Origin of the sequence: Pseudoxanthomonas suwonensis (assembly GCF_010093235.1) — a bacterium.
Taxonomy (GTDB): domain Bacteria; phylum Pseudomonadota; class Gammaproteobacteria; order Xanthomonadales; family Xanthomonadaceae; genus Pseudoxanthomonas; species Pseudoxanthomonas suwonensis.
The window spans coordinates 1-18,477 of record NZ_PDWP01000025.1; the positions used below are offsets into that span (position 1 = coordinate 1).

Consider the following 18,477-nt stretch of genomic DNA (forward strand, 5'->3'; position numbering starts at 1 on the left):
CCAGCTTCGGCTTCACGCAGGAAGCCGATGATCTGCTCTTCGGAAAAGCGCTTCTTCACGTCCAATCTCCGTCTGGTTGGGGATTGGACTCCAAATCGACCTGCTACTCAAAGATGGGGGGACGTCGCCGCCAGCGCGGTCACCGCAGCGGATGGTGCGCTCCACCCGCTGGGTGACGCACCCATCGGGAATGTCGGTCGCATGGACGCCTTCTTACCAATCACCAATCCCGAATCCCCGCAGGCTACTTGACCTGCTGCTTGCCCAGCTTGCGGGCGAGGGTGCGGCGGTGCATGCCGAGGCGGCGAGCGGTTTCGGAGACGTTGAAGCCGGTTTCGGCCAGGACCTCGTGGATCCGCTCCCATTCCAGGGTCTTGATCGAGGTCGGGCGCTCGCCAAGGCCGACTTCGGCATTGCCCTGGGCCTTGCCGAAGGCGGCCTCGATGTCGTCGGTGTTCGAAGGCTTGGCCAGGTAGTGGCAGGCGCCCAGCTTGATGGCTTCGACCGCGGTGGCGATGCTGGCATAGCCGGTCAGCACCACGATCAGCATCTCCGGGTCGTGCGCATGCAGGGCCTGCACGCAGGCCAGCCCGGAGCTGCCGCCTGCCAGCTTCAGGTCGACCACGGCGTACCCCGGTTCGAAGACCTGCAGCACCGCGTCGAGCTCGGCCTGGCCGGGAACATGCCGCACTTCGTAGCCACGCCGTTCGAAGGAACGGACCAGGGTGCGGGCAAAAGCCTCGTCGTCCTCGACGACCAGCAGCCTGCGCGGCTGCCCAACAGGTTCACTCATCGTCATCGGCATCCGGATCAGGGGGCGCGGGCTGGGGCGGAACCAGGGCCGACAGGGGCAGTTCCAGCACCACCTTGGCGCCTCCGGTCGCGCGGTTGGAGGCGTTCAGGCGGCCGCCCAGGCTGCGCGCCACGTTGAGCGAAAGGAACAATCCGAGGCCGCCACCCGGACGGCCCTTGGTCGAATTGTACGGTTTGCCGAAATTGGCCAGTGTCTCGTCGCTGAACCCGGGGCCTTCATCGCTGACTGCAAGCACGAGCATCTGGCCATCGGCGCCCTCGAGCCTGACCTCCATGCCCACCCATTCGGGCGAGGCCTCGAGCGCGTTGTCGAGGATGTTGCCGATCATCTGCTTGAGGCCGGAGTCGGAAATGATCGGCAGGTCAACGTCGAGGTGGCGGCGGTAGTCCAGCGTGCGAACCGGGCGAGTGGCGCTCCATTCGCTGACCAGGCCGTCGAGGAAGGTCGCCAGGGTGGTCTGCGCGGGCGCTTCGCCGCGGGCGTCGCCGGCCGACAGCAGGATGCCGGTGACGATCGACTTGCAGCGACCCAGCTGGGCCTGCATCTCGTCCAGGTCCTGCTGCAGTTCGGGATGCTCGGTGAACGGCGCCATCCGCCGCCAGTCGCCCAGCAGGACCGAGAGCGTGGCGAGGGGCGTGCCCAGTTCATGGGCGGCACCGGAAGCCAGCAGTCCCATGCGCACGATGTGCTCCTCCTCGGCCGCCTGCTGGCGCAGCGCGGCGAGGCGCGCGTCGCGGTCGCGCAGGATGCGGGCGATGCGCCCGATGAACAGGGCCGCCAAGGTGGCGGTGAGCAGGAAGCACGCCAGCAGGCCCTGGACATAGGGATCGGCGATCCCGCGCGCCGGGTCGGCGTGGATCGTGACCGGGCTGGGGAACATCACCATGCCGAGCACGCCCACGCAGGTCGCGCCCACGACCACCCAGCTGGCCCAGGCGGGCAGGAGCACCGCACCCAGGGCGACCTGCAGCAGGTAGAGGAAGACGAATGGATTGGTGATGCCGCCGCTGAGGTAGAGCTGGGCGCTCAGCGCGCCCACGTCGACCAGCAGCCCGGCCAGCAGGGCCACGTCGCCGACTTCGTGGCGCGGCCGCCAGAACACCAGGCTGGCGAGATTGAAGGCGGCCAGGCAGCCGGCGATGCCGAGCATGGTGACCAGCGGCAGCTCGATGCCCAGCGCGAAGTGGACGAAGCCGATCGTGAGCATCTGGCCCACGATGGCGTACCAGCGCAGCTCGATGAGCTGCTGCATGTTGCGCAGGCCGGCGCCGTGGCCGCCGTCGCTGGGTACCGACTCGAACAGGTCGGGATTAGCGGGTGTCGACGTCCCGGGACTGCGGGGATCCATCCGGAAGCTCCGTGTTGCGCTGGCGCCAGTGGCGGCGGATGCGCCGTTCCTCCAGCGCGAAGCGCCAGGCGCCGAAGGCCACCAGCAGGGCCAGCGCGAACCAGGTCAGCGCGTACCCCAGGTGGTTGTCGCGGAACCGTACCACCGTCAGGCCGCCACGCGGCCACGGGGTGCCGGCCTGGACCGCGGAAGCGGCATCGGCATCGATGAAGTAGGGCAGGGCGTCCGTGAGGCCGCGGTGCGTGGCGATGGCTTGCACGTCGCGCGAGTACCAGCGTTCCTGCTCGGGCGCGTTGCGCCGCAGGAAGCCGCCATCCGGCTCGCTCAGGCGCAGCAGGCCGGTGACCTCGACCGTGGCATCCGGATCCGGTGCCGGCGGCTCCCAGCCTTCGGGCACGAAGCCGAGGTTGACCAGGACCACGCTGCCGTCTGCCCGGTGCAGCGGCCGCAGCAGCCAATAACCGGCGCCGGCCTCGCTCAGCGCCTGGGTGCGCGTATCCAGGCCAGGCAGCCAGCGGCCACGCACGCTCACGCGACGGTATTCGTGGTCGACGGGTGCCGAAGCCTGCCAGGCGGCGGCATCCGGTGCGGAAACAGGGGCGGCATGGACCCGCGCTTCCACGCGGGCGATCAGGTCGTGCTTCCAGCCCAGGCGCTGGACCTGCCAGAGGCCGAGCGACAGGAAAAGCAGGAACCCGGAAACGAAAGCCACCGCCAGGAGGACGGTGGCGATCGGGCCGTGTGGCCGCCGCGCGGCGGCCTCAGGCAGGCTGTTCATGGCGGTGGACTCTGGAACCGTTGTCCATGTGGCCAGCGTAACAGCCGCGGCACGAAGCCAGCGTCAGGGCATGACCCGCGCGTCGTGGGTGGAGATGTGCGGCATCATGTTGGCGTTCATGTGGTGCATCACCCACAGCGAGCCGGCCAGCACGATGACCACCAGGACCACGGTGAACATCAACGCGAGCATGTTCCAGCCGCCTTCCGACCGCGCGTTCATGTGCAGGAAGTAGACCATCTGCACCACGATCTGGACCACGGCGAAGCCGAGGATCACCAGGGCGGTGGTGCCCGGGTCCTGGATCACGTTGCCCATCACCAGCCAGAACGGGATGGCGGTGAGGATCACCGACAGCACGAAGCCGATGACGTAGTCGCGCATGCTGCCATGCGCGCCTTCCTCGTGGGCGTGGTGCTCGCCGCCGTGCTCGTCGTGGGAATGGCCGTGGGCCATGGCATGGGTGTCGTGGGGCTGGCTCATGGCAGCACTCCCATCAGGTAGACGAAGGTGAAGACGCCGATCCAGACGACGTCCAGGAAATGCCAGAACAGCGACAGGCACATCAGGCGGCGGCGGTTGGCCTCGTGCAGGCCGAAGCGCCGCACCTGCACCATCAGCACCACCAGCCACACGATGCCGAAGGCCACGTGCAGGCCGTGGGTGCCGACCAGGGCGAAGAACGAGGACAGGAACGCGCTGCGCTGCGGGCCGGCGCCTGCATGGACCAGGTGCGCGAACTCGTACAGCTCCAGGCCCAGGAAGGCCAGGCCGAACAGGCCGGTCACCGCCAGCCAGCCGAGCACGCCGGCGGTGCTGCGACGCTGCATGGACAGCATCGCGAAGCCGTAGGTGATCGACGACAGCAGCAGCATGGCGGTGTTCACCGCCACCAGCGGCAGGTCGAACAGGTCAGCGCCGGTGGGGCCGGCGGCGTAGCTGCGCCCGAGCACGCCGTAGACCGCGAACAGGCAGGCGAAGATGAGCAGGTCGCTCATCAGGTACAGCCAGAACCCCAGCAGGGTGCCGTTCTGCGGGTGGTGGTGGCCGCCGGTGTCGTAGAACCGGGTCGGATCGCCGGCTAGCGGCGAGGAGGCGAGGGCAGCGTCAGACATTGGCGTTCTTCAGCAGTTCGGTACGGGCGGCTTCCGTCGCGGCCACGGTTTCGGCCGGGATGTGGTAGTCGCGCTTGTAATTGAAGGTGTGCACGATCGAGGCGATCACGGTCGCGGCGAAGGCGGTGCCAGCCAGCCACCAGATGTGCCAGATCAGGCCGAAGGCGCAGGCCGTGCTCAGGCCGGCGATGACCACGCCCGCGGCGGTGTTTTTGGGCATGTGGATCGGCAGGAAGCCGGACAGGGGGCGCTGGGCGCCGCGCTGCTTCATGTCCCACCACGCGTCGTTGTCATGCACCACCGGGGTGAAGGCGAAGTTGTACTCCGGCGGCGGCGAGGAGGTGGACCACTCCAGGCTGCGGCCGTCCCACGGGTCGCCGGTCACGTCGCGCAGCTGCTCGCGCTTGCGGAAGCTGACGAAGATGCAGATCAGGAAGGCGGCGATGCCGATGGCGACCAGCACCGCGCCGAAGGCGGCGACCTGGAACCAGATCTGCAGCGACGGATCGGTGAAGTGGCTCATGCGGCGGGTGACGCCCATCAGGCCCAGCACGTAGAGCGGGGTGAAGGCGAACCAGTAGCCGGCCAGCCAGAACCAGAACGAGACCTTGCCCCAGAACGGATCGAGCTTGAAGCCGAAGGCCTTGGGGAACCAGAAGGTCATGCCGGCGAACAGGCCGAAGACGACGCCGCCGATGATCACGTTGTGGAAGTGGGCAATCAGGAACAGGCTGTTGTGCAGCACGAAGTCGGCCGGCGGGACGGCCAGGAGCACGCCGGTCATGCCGCCCACCACGAAGGTGACCATGAAGCCCACCGTCCACAGCATCGGCACCTCGAAACGGATGCGGCCGCGATACATGGTGAACAGCCAGTTGAAGATCTTCGCGCCGGTGGGGATCGAGATGATCATCGTGGTGATGCCGAAGAACGAGTTGACGCTCGCGCCCGACCCCATGGTGAAGAAGTGGTGCAGCCACACCAGGTACGACAGGATGGTGATGCACACGGTCGCGTAGACCATCGAGCTGTAGCCGAACAGGCGCTTGCCCGAGTAGGTCGACACGATCTCCGAGAAGATGCCGAACACCGGCAGGATCAGGATGTAGACCTCCGGGTGGCCCCAGATCCAGATCAGGTTCACGTACATCATCGGGTTGCCGCCGAGGTCGTTCGTGAAGAAGTTGGTCCCCACGTAACGGTCCAGCGACAGCAGCGCCAGGACGGCGGTCAGCACCGGGAAGCTGACCACGATCAGCACGTTGGTGCACAGCGCGGTCCAGGTGAACACCGGCATCTTCATCAGGGTCATGCCCGGCGCGCGCATCTTGACGATGGTCACGATCAGGTTGACGCCCGACAGCAACGTGCCGACGCCTGCGATCTGCAATGCCCAGATGTAGTAGTCCATGCCCACGTCGGGGCTGTACTCGATGCCCGACAGCGGCGGGTAGGCCAGCCAGCCGGGCTTGGCGAACTCGCCCACGAACAGCGACAGCATGACCAGCACCGCGCCGGCGGTGGTCATCCAGAAGCTGAAGTTGTTGAGGAACGGGAAGGCGACGTCGCGGGTGCCGATCTGCAGCGGCACCAGGTAGTTCATCAGGCCCGTGACCAGGGGCATGGCCACGAAGAAGATCATGATCACGCCGTGGGCGGTGAACACCTGGTCGTAGTGGTGCGGCGGCAGGTAGCCCAGGTTGTCACCGAAGGCGATCGCCTGCTGGGCGCGCATCATCAGCGCGTCGGCGAAGCCGCGCAGCAGCATCACCAGGCCCAGCACCATGTACATGATGCCGATCTTCTTGTGGTCGATGCTGGTGAACCAGTCGCGCCACAGGGTGCCCCACAGCTTGTACTTGGTGATGACGGCCAGCAGGGCCAGGCCGGCCACGCAGGTGCCGATGAAGGCCGACAGGATCACCGGGTCGTGCAGCGGGAAAGATTCCCAGCCCAGGTAGCCGGTCAACGGGTTGTATGGAGCCGAGGTGGAATGCGGGGAGGACATGTTTCGGGACTTCCGTCGTCAGGCCGCCGCGCCACGTTGCGGGCGCGGCGACGGACCGCTTCAGGGAGCGGAGCGGGAGAGGGTGGTGACCAGGCCGGGCGCCGGGGCATCGCCGGAGGCGCACATGGCCGACTGCACGTAGCGCCCGCCACGCAGGTCGCCGCGGCTGCGCGCCTCCAGGCCTTCCATGCGGGTGCGGCCCGGGCCGTTGCCGGCATCGATGGCCATCATCTCGTGCATGCACATCCGGCGCGGGTCGACGCAACGGTTGAGCACGGCCTCGTACAGGGCCGGGTCGACCGAGGCGAAGTGGTGCACCGGCTCGCGGACGCTGGGCTTTTCGAGCTCGAGGTAGCCTTCGCGGCCCAGTTCCTGGCCGCTTTCGCGGACCTTGCCGACCCACTGCTCGAATCCGGCCTCGTCCAGGGCGTGGAAGCGGAAGCGCATGCCGGAGAAGCCGGCGCCGCTGTAGTTGGACGAGAAGCCCTCGTACTCGCCCTGGGTACCGATGACCGCGTTCAGCTCGGTCTGCATGCCCGGCATTGTGTAGATCATGCCGGCCAGCGCCGGGACGTAGAACGCGTTCATCACCGTGGAGGAGGTGAGCTTGAAGTGGATCGGGCGATCCACCGGCGCCGCCAGCTCGTTCACGGTGGCGATGCCCTGCTCGGGGTAGATGAACAGCCACTTCCAGTCCAGCGAGACCACCTCGACCACCAGCGGCTCCACGCCCTCCGGCACCGGCTTGCCCTCGGCGATGCGCTCGAGCGGCCGGTACGGGTCCAGGGTGTGGGTGCTGATCCAGGTGATCGAGCCCAGGGCGATGATGATCAGCAGCGGGGCCGACCAGACCACCAGCTCCAGCTGCAGGGAGTGGTCCCAGTCCGGCTTGTAGGTCGCCTTCCGGTTCGAGGCCCGGTACCGCCAGGCGAAGAACAGGGTGAGGGCGATCACCGGGACGATGATGATCAGCATCAGGATCGTCGCGATGATGATCAGGTTGCCCTGCTGGCGGGCGACGTCGCCCGGGGCGTTCAGCAGGATGGTATTGCAGCCGCCCAGCAACACGGCCAGGCTGGCAGCCGCCATGAGGCGGCACAGGGTCTTGGGAAGGGACATCGTGCTAGGTTTCGCGCTTGGCGGGGATGCGCTGCACCGCGCACTTTAACTCCGGCGGCCTGGGGCGGCGATTGGACGTTTTGTCCTATCGCCGGGGCAACGGTTTGGTGTCACCCTGCCCGGGCCGGGTTGTATACCCGGCCGTGGCCGTGCAACCTTGGCCGCAGCGACACCTTTCCCGCCGCTTGCTCAGTTGCCGATGACCTCGATTCCCGTGTCCAGCCATACCGTCTCCGTCCACGGCCAGGATGCCGCCCAGCACGAGGTCGCGCCCGGCGAGATCGCCGTCGGCGTGGTCATCGGCCGGGCCTCGGAGTACTTCGACTTCTTCGTCTACGGCATCGCCTCGGCCCTGGTCTTCCCGAAGGTGTTCTTCCCCTTCGCCGAGCCGCTGCAGGCGACCCTCTACTCCTTCGCGGTCTTCGCCCTGGCCTTCATCTCCCGGCCGCTGGGCACGGCGCTGTTCATGCGCATCCAGGCCCGCTGGAGCCGGGGCACCAAAATGACCGCGGCCCTGTTCCTGCTGGGTACGGCCACGGCCGGCATCGCCTTCCTGCCCGGGTACGCGCGGCTGGGGGCGACGGCAATCGTGCTGCTGGCCCTGCTGCGCCTGGCCCAGGGCGTGGCCCTGGGCGGATCCTGGGACGGCCTGCCGTCGCTGCTGGCGCTCAATGCGCCCAAGCACCGCCGCGGCTGGTACGCCATGCTCGGCCAGCTCGGCGCGCCGGTGGGCTTCATCGTCGCCGCGGCCCTGTTCGCCTTCCTGCTGTCCAGCCTGCCGGCCGAGGATTTCTATGCCTGGGGCTGGCGTTACCCGTTCTTCGCGGCCTTCGCCATCAACGTGGTGGCGCTGTTCGCCCGCCTGCGCCTGGTCGTGACCCACGAGTACGAGCAGCAGATGGGCCAGCGCGAGCTGGAGCCGGTGCCGCTGCGCGAGCTGTTCCACGAGAAGGGCCGGCACGTGGTGATCGGCGCCTTCGCGCCGCTGGCCAGCTATGCCCTGTTCCACATCGTCACCATCTTCCCGGTGTCGTGGATCCTGCTGTTCTCCGAGCAGCCGATCACCGACGTGCTGCTGGTGCAGGTGGTGGGCGGCTTCCTCGCCATCGGCGGCGTGCTGGCCTCCGGCCTGATCGCCGACCGGTTCGGCCGGGTCCCGACGCTGGGCGCCCTGGCCCTGGCGATCGCCATGTTCAGCGGCTTCGCCCCGACCCTGCTGGGCGGGGGAGAGGTGGCCCAGTCCGTGTTCCTGCTGCTGGGCTTCGTCCTGCTGGGCCTGTCCTACGGCCAGTCCTCCGGCGCGGTGACCCGCAATTTCGGTTCGCGCTACCGCTACACCGGAGCGGCGCTGACCTCGGACTTCGCCTGGCTGATCGGCGCGGCCTTCGCCCCGCTGGTGGCGCTGGGCCTGTGCGCGAACTTCGGCCTGGCCTACATGGGCGCCTACCTGCTGTCCGGCGCGCTGTCCACGCTGCTGGCCCTGCTGGTCCATCGCTGGCTCAAGCAGCGCGAGGGTGCGGCCGCCTGATCCGGTGGCCGTGGTCCCGCCGGCGTTGCGGCGGGGCGCCGGCTAGAATGGCGCCTCCGCCCGTCGTGATCCGTTTGCCGTGACCGCTCCTGACACCGATTCCGAAGTCCAGCTCCGCCGGATCCGCTGGCGCTGCCGGCGTGGCATGCGCGAGCTGGACCAGCTGTTCGAGCGCTGGCTGGCGAACCGGTGGGAGCAGGCTTCCGACGCCGAGCGGGCGGTATTCCTACGGATGCTCGATTGCGAAGACGATAGGCTCTGGCGCTGGTTCATGGGTTACGAGGCCTGTCCGGATGCCGAGCTCGCCGAACTCATCGCCCGCATCCGCGCCCTTCCGGCTTGAGTGGCGGCCATCGCGCTGGCCGGTGCTGGCGCTGCTGGTCCTTGCGCCGTTCTCGGCGGCCTGCGTCCTGCTGTCGGGCATTCCGCCGCTCCCGGCGCGGCTGCTGGCCGGAGCCGCCTTGGCGTGGGGGCTGTGGCAGGCGCGCTCCCAGGCGCGGCGCCAGCCGCACGCCCTGGTCGTGGACGCGGATGGCGTCGCGATCCTCGACGGATGCGCCGTGCAGCGGTGGAAGGTCCACTGGCGCGGACCGCTCGCGTTCGCGCAGTTGGTGGACGTCGCCGGCCGCAGGCACACCCTGGCCTGGTGGCCGGATACGCTGCCGGCGGCGGCGCGGCGTGAACTGCGACTGGCCGCGCGACGCGGCCACGCTTCGCTGCACACACCGCCGATGGCACCATAGCGGCCCCAAGCCGGGTCCCCGGCGCACTCCCAAGGCCCCATGTTCAGACCGGTATCCGTCGCCATCGGCCTGCGTTACCTGCGCGCGAAGCGCCGCAACGCCTTCATTTCCTTCATTTCCCTGGCTTCGATCATCGGCATCGCCCTGGGCGTCATGGTCCTGATCACGACCATGGCGGTGATGAGCGGCTTCCAGAAGGAGATCCGCGACCGCCTCCTGCAGTTCGCCGCGCACGCTACGGTGTCCGCCAGCGGCGAGCCGATGCGCGAGTGGCAGGAGGCGCTGGACGTGGCCGCCCGCGATCCGCGCGTGGCCGCCGCCGCCCCTTACATCGAGACCGAGGCCCTGCTGTCGGGGCCGCGGCGGCAACCGGCCATGGTCCGGGGCGTGGTCCCCGCACTGGAGGAGCAGGTCTCGGAAGTGGGCCGGAAGATCAAGAACGGCAGTGCCAGTTCGCTGGAACCCGGGTCGTTCAACATCCTGCTGGGCCGGGAACTGGCGCTGTGGCTGGGCGTGGACGTCGGGGACCAGGTGCTGGTGATGCTGCCGGAGTTCCAGGGCTCGCCGATGGGCGCGATGCCGCGCTACAAGCGCTTCACCGTCAGCGGCGTGTTCGAGGCCGGCTACAACGACATCGATCGCGGCCTGGCGATGGTGCACATGGACGACCTGCAGCGGGTGCTGCGCGTGGACGGGGCGACCGGCGTGCGCCTGAAGCTGCACGACCTCAACCGTTCCTACGAGGTCGCGCGCGACCTGGCCGTCCAGCTCCCGGGCTTCTACCGCGTCAGCGACTGGACCCAGGAGAACGCCAACCTCTACCAGTCGCTGAAGATGGAAAAGACAGTGATGGGCATCCTGCTGTCGCTGATCATCCTGATGGGCGCCTTCACCCTGGTGAACTCGCAGGTGATGCTGGTCACCGACAAGCAGGCCGACATCGCCATCCTGCGCACCCTGGGCCTGACCCCGGGCGGCGTCATGCAGGTGTTCATGGTGCAGGGCACGCTGATCGGCATCGTCGGCACCGTGCTCGGCTTCATCGGCGGCGTGGTCCTGACCTGGAACCTGGAGCGCATCCTCGACGCGATCGAGGCCATCTTCGACATCACCCTGCTGCCGGAGGACGTCTACTACATCACCGGCCTGCCCACCGACATGCAGACCGGCGACGTGGCCACGACCCTGGTGGTGGCGCTGGTGATGAGCTTCCTGGCCACGCTCTATCCCGCCTGGCGCGCGGCCCGTACCCAGCCGGCGGAGGCGCTGCGCTATGAGTGAGCCGACCATGCATACCGAGGAGGCGCTGCGCGCCGAGGGCCTGGGCAAGACCTACGCCGAGGGCAAGCTGCGCACCCATGTGTTCGACGGCCTGGACCTGCGCGTGGCGGCGGGCGAGACGGTCGCGATCGTCGGTGCCTCGGGCGCCGGCAAGAGCACCCTGCTGCACCTGCTTGGCGGGTTGGATACGCCCACCGCCGGCGAGGTCTACGTGGCCGGACAGAAGATGTCCGCGCTTTCCGATGCCGCGCGTGGCCGCCTGCGCAACCGTGCGCTGGGCTTCGTCTACCAGTTCCACCACCTGCTGCCGGAGTTCACCGCGCTGGAGAACGTGATGATGCCGGTGCTGCTGGCCGGCGGCGAACCGGCCGACGCGCGTGCGCGGGCGGTGGCGCTGCTGGAGGCGGTGGGGCTGGCCAAGCGCCTGGACCACAAGCCCGGCGAGCTGTCCGGCGGCGAGCGCCAGCGCGCCGCGGTGGCGCGGGCGCTGGTCAACCGCCCCGCCTGCGTGCTGGGCGACGAACCGACCGGCAACCTCGACGAGAAGACCGCGGCGACCGTGTTCGATCTGATGCTCGGGCTCAACCGTGCCCAGCGCACCAGCCTGGTCCTGGTGACCCACGACCGGCGCCTGGCTTCACGCCTGGACCGGGTACTGGAGCTGCACGAAGGCCGCCTGCGCGAGCTGCCGGCCGCCTGATCCCGGCGCCGTCGCGCGGCGCGCCGATCAATCCTGCGCGGGGCCGGCGTGCCGGTCCACGTGCCCCAGGTCGCGTCCTGGCGCGATGCGGTCGCGCACCCGCTGCTTGAGCTCGGCGATGTCGGGGAAACCGCCGTCCGCGGCACGCGACCAGATGCGCTCGCCGTCGGCATGGACCTCGAACACGCCGCCCGTGCCAGGCACCAGCGACAGCCGGGCCAGCTCGTTCTGGAAGGTGGAAAGCAGCTCCTGCGCCATCCAGGCGGCCCTCAGCAGCCAGCGGCAGCGCGTGCAGTAGTGGATCTCGACGTGGTGTTCCAAGGCGGTCCTCCGGTGCGACCGGCAGTATCGCGCGCGTAAGCCGCGGGTGCAGCCGGCGTCACGTCGCTGCCGTCCGGAAAAATTCCTACAGGCGACGACACGCGTCCTGATGGAACCGCCGCACCGCCTGGCTAGGCTGGTTGCCAGTGGGAGGCGCAGGGACGCGGATGGAGGCGATGGCGCGGAATGCCGGCCCCGGGCTGGCGGAGGCCGTGGCGGTGGCTGTCGGCGAAGGCCCCGGGCAGGGAGCCGGGCAGGGCACCCGCGCCCCCGGCCTGGCCTGCGCCGCGGCGGTGCTGGCGGGGGTGACCGCCTGCCTCTTCCTGCCCGTGCTGCCCTCCGCGCCGCTGCTCTGGCTGGCCGCGCTTGCCGGCTTCGGAGGCTGGGCGTGGCCATGGCGGGGACGCATCCTGGGGGCGCTGGCCCTGGGGTTCGGCTGGGCGGGGTTGCACGCGGCATGGGGCCTGGCCGCGCAGCTGCCGGCCGCGCTGGAAGACAGCGACGTGCGGGTGGAGGGGCAGGTGGTGGGCCTGCCGGCGCATGAGGCAAGGCGCACCCGCTTCCTGTTCCGGGTGGACGACCAGGCCCGGCCGGAACTGCGTGGGCGGCTGCTGCAGCTGTCCTGGTATGACGATTTCGAGGCGAAGGAACCCGGGCCGCGCCTGCGGTTGCAGGCCGGGGCGCGCTGGAACATGTATGTCCACCTGCGCGCACCGCGTGGACTGTCCAACCCGGGCGGCTTCGACGCCGGCCGGCACGCGCTGGCCCAGGGCATCGCCGCCACGGGCTACCTGCGCGCCCCGCAGCTGGCCCGCGAGGTGGCGCCCGCCGACGGCATCGACGCCTGGCGCGGCGCGATGGCCGCGCGCATCGACGCAGCGGTCGCGTCGCCCGCCGCGCGTTTCGTGCGGGCGCTGGCACTGGGGGATACCCGTGGACTCGGGGATCCGGACTGGGCGGCCCTGCGCGCCGTGGGCCTGACCCACCTGATCGCGATCTCGGGCTTCCACGTGGGCCTGGTCGCCGGATTCGGCGCATGGCTGGCGATGGGGGCCTGGTGGCTGCTGCCCGGCCTGGCCCGGCGCCTGCCACGGTCGCAGGCGGCGGCGCTGGCGGCAGTGGCGGCGGCCCTGGGCTACGCCGCGGTCGCCGGCTTTGCCCTGCCGACGGTGCGCACCGTGCTGATGATCGCGGTGGTGGCGCTGGCGCGGCTGGTCCGGCGTCCGCTCGGGCGGTGGGAAGGCCTGGCGCTGGCGCTGCTGGCGATCCTGCTGGTGGCGCCCCTTTCGGTCCTGCAGGCGGGCTTCTGGCTCAGCTTCGCCGGCGTGGCCTGGCTGGTCTGGTGCCTGCCGCCCGAAGGCGGCCGCAACTGGCTGCGCGAGTTCCTGCAGGCCCAGGGCGTGGCCACGCTGGGGCTGCTGCCGCTGGGTGCCGTGCTGTTCCAGCAGGCCTCGCTTGCCGGGCCACTGGCCAACCTGCTGGCGATCCCGTGGTGGAGCCTGGTCGTGGTGCCCTTGTGCCTGCTGGGCACGCTGCTGGAAGCGCTTTGGCAAGGGGGCGGTGGCTGGGCCTGGCGGCTGGCCGCAGCCTGCTTCGACCCGAGCTGGCGCCTGTTCGAGGCGATGGCTGGCAGCCGGTTCGCCCTGTGGTGGCTGCCGGAGGCGCGCGCCTGGGCCGTACTGCCGGCGCTGGCCGGGGCGTTCTGGCTGCTGCTGCCGCGTGGCGCGCCCGGCAAGCCACTGGCCGTGCTGCTGTGGCTGCCGCTGCTGTGGCCGGACCGCGAGTTGCCGCGGCCCGGCGGGCTGGAGCTGCATGTATTCGACGTGGGGCAGGGGCTGGCAGTGCTGGTACGCACCGCCAACCATGCCCTGCTGTACGACGCCGGGCCCGCCGTCCGCGACGGCTACGACGCCGGTGAGCGCGCGGTGCTTCCGGCGTTGCGCGCGCTGGGCGTGGACCGGTTGCACCGGGTGGTGGTCAGCCACGGGGACAATGACCACGCCGGCGGCTGGCCGGCGGTGCGCGAAGCCGTTGCCGTGGACCTGGCGCTGGCGCCCGAGGGTTCTGCGGTGGAGGTGGAGGAACCCTGCCTGCGCGGCGTTGGCTGGCGCTGGGACGGCGTGGATTTCCGCTTCCTGCATCCGCCCCGGCATTTCCCCTACCTGCGCAACGAGGCCAGCTGCGTGCTGCGGGTCGAGTCGCCCCACGGCGCGGGGCTGCTGCCGGGCGACATCGGCGAGGTGATCGAACGGCGCCTGCTGCGGCAGCCCGCCGACCTGCGCGCGGAAGTGGTGGTGCTGCCGCACCACGGAAGCGCCACGAGCTCCGGCCCGGGGTTCGTGGCCCCCCCCGGCGCCCGCCTGGCCCTGGTGGCGGCCGGCCATGGCAACCGCTTCGGCCATCCGCATGCGGGCGTGGTCCGGCGCTGGCGCCACCACGGCGCCGAGGTGCTGGCCACGCCGCGTTCCGGCGCCATCCGGGTCTGGCTGGATGCCGACGGGCTGGCCGTGCGCGAGCGCCGGGCCTGGCGGCGGAGGCTCTGGGACAGGCCCGTCCCCCCGCCCGGTGGACCAGGGGAGTAGGGGGATGCCCGCCCCATGGACCCCGCCGGTGGTCCGGGGGAGCGGCGCCGGCATGCGCCTCCGTCTGGTGGGCTGGCGTCATGCAGGCGTTTGCCGTCATCCTTACGCCCCTGTGCAAGTCGGCCGCGGGCCGGAGGTGATTCAGGTGTGGGAACTGGTCAAGGCTGGCGGCTGGCCGATGTTGCCGTTGATCCTGTTGGGGCTCGTGGCACTGGCGATCATCATCGAGCGGCTGTGGAGCCTGCGCCGGGTGGAGGTGATGCCGCCCCGCCTGGGCGAGGAGGTCCGTAACTGGGCTTCCCGCGGCGAGCTGGACCCGGCCCACATCGAATCGCTGCGGCGCAACTCGCCGCTGGGTGCGCTGCTGGCCGCCGCGCTGGACGTGCGCAACCGGCCGCGCGAGCTGATCCGGGAGCGCCTGGAGGACACCGGCCGCCACCTGGTGCACCGCATGGAGCGATTCCTGAACGCGTTGGGCACGATCGCCTCAGCCGGGCCGCTGCTGGGCCTGCTGGGCACCGTGGTCGGCATGATCCAGATGTTCCTGGGCATCCTCGACCACGGACTGGGCGACGTGAACCAGCTGGCCGGCGGCATCGGCAAGGCGCTGGTGTGCACCGCCACGGGCATGATCGTGGCCGTGCCGTCGCTGATGTTCCATCGCTTCTTCCGCAGCCGCATCGCCGGCTACGTGATCGAGATGGAAGAGCAGGCGACCGCCCTGCTGGACGCGCTGGAGCGCACCCCCGGCGCGGCGGCCGCACGCCCGGCCCGCCCGGCGCAGCGGCCGGCGACGGCCCCGGTGCGCGGCTGAGGGCCGGCCATGCGTATCCGGGACCAGCGCGCCCATGACGAGCCGGCCATCGACCTGGTGCCGCTGATCGACGTCATCCTGGTGCTGATCATCTTCTTCGTGATCACCACCACCTTCGACGTGCGCTCGACCCTGCAGTTGCAGCTGCCGGTGGCCAGCGCGCAGCAGCCGGCGCCGCCGAAGACCCTCAACATCCTGGTCAACGCCGACGGCCGCTACTTCGTCGGCGAGCAGGAGGTCCTGCGTACCGACGTGGAGGCGGTGAAGCAGGCCATCGCCGCGGCCGCCGGCGACGACCGCGAGCTGCCGGTGATGCTGCGCGCCGACGCCCGCACCCCGTACCAGGCGGTGGTCACCGCCCAGGACGCGCTGGCCCAGCTGGGCTTCCGCCGCATCGCCATCGCCACCGCACCGGAGCCGCAGTCTTGAGTCGTACCCCCCGGCAACCGGTCTGGCCGATCTACCGCCGCCTGCTCGGCTACACCGCGCGCTACCGCGTGTTCCTCGGCGCCGCGCTGCTGGGCATGCTGGTGGAGGCGGGGGCCGGCGCGACCTTCATCTGGCTGATGGAGCCGCTGACCAACCGCGGCTTCGTCCAGCCCGAGCCGCAGATGGCCGTGCTGCTGCCGCTGGCCATCATCGGCCTGTTCGTGCTGCGCAGCCTGGCCACCTTCGTCACGGACTACGGCATGGCCCGCACCGGGCGCAGCGTGGTCCGCGACCTGCGCGAGGAAGTGTTGTCCAAGTACCTGCGCCTGCCGTCGAGCCAGTTCGACACCGAGGCCACGCCGGTCATGGTCAGCCGGCTGAACTTCGATACCGAGCAGGTCACCCAGGCCAGTTCCGAGGCGCTGAAGACCCTCATCACCGACAGCCTGACCATCGTCTACCTGCTGGGGCTGATGCTCTACATGAGCGTCAAGGTCACCCTGGCGATGCTGCTGATCACGCCGCTGATCGGCCTGATCGTGTGGTACGTGGGCAAGCGCTACCGCCGCATCAGCGGCGGCATCCAGGACGGGATGGGGCGGATGGCGGCCAGCGCCGAGCAGTCGCTGTCGGCCCAGCAGGACGTGAAGATCCACGGCGCCCAGGAGCTGGAGATCTCGCGCTACTCCGGCCTGGCCAACCGCATCCTCGGCCTGAACATGAAGGTCGAGAGCACCCGCGCCGCGGCCTCGGGCCTGGTCCAGCTGCTGGCCGCGCTGGCGCTGTCGCTGATCGTGGCCGTGGCCACCCGCGAGGCGCTGGCGGGGCGGCTCAATGCCGGCCAGTTCATCAGCCTGATGACGGCGATGATGGGCATCATTCCGTCGCTGCGCCGGGTGACCAGCGTGCAGACGGCGGTTTCGCGCGGCGTGGCGGCCGCCGAGCGGCTGTTCTCCATCCTCGACGCCGAGGAGGAGGTCGACGACGGCACCCGCCCGCTGCAGCGCGCACGTGGCGAGCTGGCGTTCGAGCACGTCAGCCTGCGCTACCGCGACCAGCCCGGCTTCGCCCTGGACGATGTCAGTTTCGTCGCCACGCCCGGCACGGTGACCGCGATCGTGGGCCGCTCCGGCTCGGGCAAGACCAGCCTGGTGCGGCTGGTGCCGCGCTTCTACGAGCCCAGTGCCGGGCGCATCCTCCTGGACGGAGTGCCGCTCGACGAGTACCGCATGAGCGACCTGCGCCGGCAGATCGCCCTGGTCGGGCAGAAGGTCATGCTGTTCGACGACACCGTGGCGGCCAACATCGCCTACGGCTCGGATGCGGACCATGCCGCGATCCGCGCCGCGGCCGAGGCGGCCAACGCCTGGGAGTTCATCGAACGGCTGCCGCAAGGCCTGGACACGCCCATCGGCGAGAACGGCGCGCTGCTGTCCGGCGGCCAGCGCCAGCGCCTGGCGATCGCCCGCGCGATCCTGCGCGACGCCCCGATCCTGATCCTGGACGAGGCCACCGCGGCGCTGGACAACGAGTCCGAGCGCCTGGTGCAGGATGCGCTGCAGCGGCTGATGCCCGAGCGCACGACCCTGGTGATCGCGCACCGCCTGTCGACCATCGAGCATGCCGACCAGGTGCTGGTGCTGGACCAGGGCCGTATCGTCGAGCGCGGCACCCATGCCGAACTGCTCGCCGCCGGCGGCCTCTACGCCCACCTCCACAGCGCGCAGTTCCGCGAGCGCCAGGCGTGATGGACGGAAGGCTGGACACGACGCGGCCGGCGCCCGTTGCGCCCGCCCGCCGCATGCACCGGGAGGGCGGGCGGTGAGCCGCGGCGCCCCGAAGACGCCTTCCTGGTGGTTCGACGGCGGCCCGGTTCCGCGGCCGGCGCGGCTGCTGGCGCCGGTCTACGCGGGTGCGATCGCCCTGCGCCAGCGCCTGTTCCGCTGGGGCCTGCTGCGGAAGGAAAGCGTGCCGGTCCCGGTGATCGTGGTCGGCAACCTCGCCGCCGGCGGCGCCGGCAAGACCCCGCTGACCCTGGCCCTGGTCGAACGCCTGCGCCAGGCGGGCTGGCGCCCGGGCGTTGCCAGTCGCGGCTACGGCCGCGCCGACACCGCGCCGCGCTGGGTGCTGCCCGAAACCCCGGTGGAGCAGGGCGGCGACGAACCGGTGCTGATCGCCCGCCGCGCCGCGGTGCCGGTGCGGGTCGACCGCAACCGCGTCGCCGCCGCCCGCGCCCTGGTCGAGGCCGGTTGCGACGTGGTCGTGTGCGACGACGGCCTGCAGCATTACCGACTGGAGCGCGACGTCGAGATCGAGGTGATCGACGGCGCCCGCCGCTACGGCAACGGCCGCATGCTGCCGGCCGGTCCGCTGCGCGAGCCGGCCGAACGCGGGCGGCGCTGCGATTTCCGGGTGGTCACCTTGGCCATGGCGGCGCCCCCGTGACCGCGCCTGGCACCGGGCGCGCGCAGGCGCGGGCCACGCCGGTCGGCGAGACCGGTTTCGGCGAATGGCCGATGTACCTGCGCACCCGCAACGTGCTGCCGCTCGCAGGCGGCCGCCCGCGCCCCCTGGCGGCCCTCTCCGGGTTGCGCGTGCATGCGGTGGCAGGGATCGGCAACCCGGAACGCTTCTTCGACACGCTGCGCGCGGCAGGGATCGGCGTGGTCCCCCACGCGTTCGCCGACCACCACGCCTACCAGCCGTCCGACCTGGAGTTCGGCAGCGACCTGCCGGTGCTGATGACCGAGAAGGACGCGGTCAAGTGCGCCGCCTTCGCCGACGACCGCTGCCACGCGGTGCCGGTCGATGCCGAGCTGCCGGCGGCGTTCTGGGTGGCCCTGCTGGACCGCCTCGGTCCGCCGCCCCACGGATCCTGAGCTTTCCCGCCTCCCGGG

General features: G+C 70.4%; 17 protein-coding genes and 1 pseudogene. 10 read left to right on the top strand and 8 right to left on the bottom strand.

The features are described 5' to 3' along the window. Positions 1-244: 244 nt before the first annotated feature. From CSC68_RS12315 to cyoA, 7 genes are all read right to left on the bottom strand, one after another. Complete coding sequence (locus CSC68_RS12315) at positions 245-793, bottom strand: response regulator transcription factor (RefSeq protein ID WP_162203851.1); 549 nt, start codon at positions 791-793, stop codon at positions 245-247. Beyond that, positions 786-2,162, bottom strand: a complete 1,377-nt coding sequence (locus CSC68_RS12320; RefSeq protein WP_162203852.1) for an ATP-binding protein — start codon at positions 2,160-2,162, stop codon at positions 786-788. The genes CSC68_RS12315 and CSC68_RS12320 overlap by 8 nt, the downstream gene beginning before the upstream one ends. Further along, positions 2,125-2,940, bottom strand: coding sequence for an SURF1 family protein (locus CSC68_RS12325; RefSeq protein ID WP_162203853.1), 816 nt, complete (start codon positions 2,938-2,940; stop codon positions 2,125-2,127). Before CSC68_RS12325 ends, CSC68_RS12320 begins: the two co-directional genes overlap by 38 nt. A 63-nt stretch (positions 2,941-3,003) precedes the next feature. Beyond that, a complete protein-coding gene (gene cyoD, locus CSC68_RS12330) occupies positions 3,004-3,423 on the bottom strand; it encodes a cytochrome o ubiquinol oxidase subunit IV (RefSeq protein ID WP_162203854.1) in 420 nt (139 codons plus the stop codon). Next, a complete protein-coding gene (cyoC, locus tag CSC68_RS12335) occupies positions 3,420-4,055 on the bottom strand; it encodes a cytochrome o ubiquinol oxidase subunit III (RefSeq protein WP_162203855.1) in 636 nt (211 codons plus the stop codon). Before cyoC ends, cyoD begins: the two co-directional genes overlap by 4 nt. After that, the gene (gene cyoB / locus CSC68_RS12340; RefSeq protein ID WP_425501250.1) at positions 4,048-6,024 is read right to left on the bottom strand and encodes a cytochrome o ubiquinol oxidase subunit I; all 1,977 of its coding nucleotides are present in this window, start codon (positions 6,022-6,024) and stop codon (positions 4,048-4,050) included. The genes cyoC and cyoB overlap by 8 nt, the downstream gene beginning before the upstream one ends. A gap of 99 nt (positions 6,025-6,123) precedes the next feature. Continuing rightward, positions 6,124-7,182 carry a ubiquinol oxidase subunit II gene (cyoA, locus tag CSC68_RS12345; protein WP_162203857.1) on the bottom strand — a complete coding sequence of 353 codons (1,059 nt, stop codon included), beginning with the start codon at positions 7,180-7,182 and terminating at the stop codon, positions 6,124-6,126. A 199-nt stretch (positions 7,183-7,381) separates the two neighbouring features. Here cyoA and CSC68_RS12350 point away from each other — a divergent pair, with 199 nt between their 5' ends. The 5 genes from CSC68_RS12350 to lolD all read left to right on the top strand — a co-directional run bounded on the left by CSC68_RS12350 (position 7,382) and on the right by lolD (position 11,434). Continuing rightward, complete coding sequence (locus tag CSC68_RS12350) at positions 7,382-8,710, top strand: MFS transporter (protein ID WP_162203858.1); 1,329 nt, start codon at positions 7,382-7,384, stop codon at positions 8,708-8,710. A 145-nt stretch (positions 8,711-8,855) separates the two neighbouring features. Beyond that, positions 8,856-9,053: an FAD assembly factor SdhE gene (locus CSC68_RS12355; RefSeq protein WP_246193562.1), complete on the top strand. Its 198-nt coding sequence runs from the start codon at positions 8,856-8,858 to the stop codon at positions 9,051-9,053. A 22-nt stretch (positions 9,054-9,075) separates the two neighbouring features. Continuing rightward, positions 9,076-9,453 (top strand): hypothetical protein, encoded by a 378-nt coding sequence (locus tag CSC68_RS12360; protein WP_246193559.1) that lies wholly within the window; start codon positions 9,076-9,078, stop codon positions 9,451-9,453. Positions 9,454-9,492: 39 nt separating this feature from the next. Beyond that, positions 9,493-10,734: a lipoprotein-releasing ABC transporter permease subunit gene (locus tag CSC68_RS12365; protein ID WP_162203861.1), complete on the top strand. Its 1,242-nt coding sequence runs from the start codon at positions 9,493-9,495 to the stop codon at positions 10,732-10,734. Then, on the top strand, positions 10,727-11,434 hold the full coding sequence (gene lolD / locus CSC68_RS12370; RefSeq protein WP_211365750.1) for a lipoprotein-releasing ABC transporter ATP-binding protein LolD: 708 nt from the start codon (positions 10,727-10,729) through the stop codon (positions 11,432-11,434). The genes CSC68_RS12365 and lolD overlap by 8 nt, the downstream gene beginning before the upstream one ends. A gap of 27 nt (positions 11,435-11,461) precedes the next feature. Here lolD and CSC68_RS12375 read toward each other — a convergent pair whose 3' ends face one another. Beyond that, positions 11,462-11,755, bottom strand: coding sequence for an Rdx family protein (locus tag CSC68_RS12375; protein WP_162203862.1), 294 nt, complete (start codon positions 11,753-11,755; stop codon positions 11,462-11,464). A gap of 176 nt (positions 11,756-11,931) precedes the next feature. Here CSC68_RS12375 and CSC68_RS12380 point away from each other — a divergent pair, with 176 nt between their 5' ends. The 5 genes and pseudogenes from CSC68_RS12380 (at position 11,932) to lpxK (ending at position 18,459) form a co-directional block, all read left to right on the top strand. After that, complete coding sequence (locus CSC68_RS12380; protein WP_162203863.1) at positions 11,932-14,337, top strand: DNA internalization-related competence protein ComEC/Rec2; 2,406 nt, start codon at positions 11,932-11,934, stop codon at positions 14,335-14,337. Positions 14,338-14,482: 145 nt separating this feature from the next. Next, positions 14,483-15,151 carry a MotA/TolQ/ExbB proton channel family protein gene (locus CSC68_RS12385; protein WP_162203891.1) on the top strand — a complete coding sequence of 223 codons (669 nt, stop codon included), beginning with the start codon at positions 14,483-14,485 and terminating at the stop codon, positions 15,149-15,151. Positions 15,152-15,160: 9 nt separating this feature from the next. Continuing rightward, positions 15,161-15,580: an ExbD/TolR family protein gene (locus tag CSC68_RS12390; RefSeq protein WP_162203864.1), complete on the top strand. Its 420-nt coding sequence runs from the start codon at positions 15,161-15,163 to the stop codon at positions 15,578-15,580. Next, positions 15,577-17,328 carry a lipid A export permease/ATP-binding protein MsbA gene (gene msbA, locus CSC68_RS12395; RefSeq protein ID WP_162203865.1) on the top strand — a complete coding sequence of 584 codons (1,752 nt, stop codon included), beginning with the start codon at positions 15,577-15,579 and terminating at the stop codon, positions 17,326-17,328. Before CSC68_RS12390 ends, msbA begins: the two co-directional genes overlap by 4 nt. A gap of 73 nt (positions 17,329-17,401) precedes the next feature. After that, positions 17,402-18,459: pseudogene (gene lpxK / locus CSC68_RS12400) on the top strand (tetraacyldisaccharide 4'-kinase). Positions 18,460-18,477: the final 18 nt, after the last annotated feature.

Coding starts and splice junctions, on each gene's coding strand:
- CSC68_RS12365 (WP_162203861.1), top strand. CDS start 9,493: ATGTTCAGACCGGTATCCGTCGCCATCGGCCTGCGTTACCTGCGCGCG.
- CSC68_RS12350 (WP_162203858.1), top strand. CDS start 7,382: ATGACCTCGATTCCCGTGTCCAGCCATACCGTCTCCGTCCACGGCCAG.
- CSC68_RS12325 (WP_162203853.1), bottom strand. CDS start 2,940: ATGAACAGCCTGCCTGAGGCCGCCGCGCGGCGGCCACACGGCCCGATC.
- CSC68_RS12355 (WP_246193562.1), top strand. CDS start 8,856: ATGCGCGAGCTGGACCAGCTGTTCGAGCGCTGGCTGGCGAACCGGTGG.
- CSC68_RS12315 (WP_162203851.1), bottom strand. CDS start 793: ATGAGTGAACCTGTTGGGCAGCCGCGCAGGCTGCTGGTCGTCGAGGAC.
- cyoA (WP_162203857.1), bottom strand. CDS start 7,182: ATGTCCCTTCCCAAGACCCTGTGCCGCCTCATGGCGGCTGCCAGCCTG.
- CSC68_RS12320 (WP_162203852.1), bottom strand. CDS start 2,162: ATGGATCCCCGCAGTCCCGGGACGTCGACACCCGCTAATCCCGACCTG.
- cyoD (WP_162203854.1), bottom strand. CDS start 3,423: ATGAGCCAGCCCCACGACACCCATGCCATGGCCCACGGCCATTCCCAC.
- lolD (WP_211365750.1), top strand. CDS start 10,727: ATGAGTGAGCCGACCATGCATACCGAGGAGGCGCTGCGCGCCGAGGGC.
- CSC68_RS12390 (WP_162203864.1), top strand. CDS start 15,161: ATGCGTATCCGGGACCAGCGCGCCCATGACGAGCCGGCCATCGACCTG.
- cyoC (WP_162203855.1), bottom strand. CDS start 4,055: ATGTCTGACGCTGCCCTCGCCTCCTCGCCGCTAGCCGGCGATCCGACC.
- CSC68_RS12380 (WP_162203863.1), top strand. CDS start 11,932: ATGGCGCGGAATGCCGGCCCCGGGCTGGCGGAGGCCGTGGCGGTGGCT.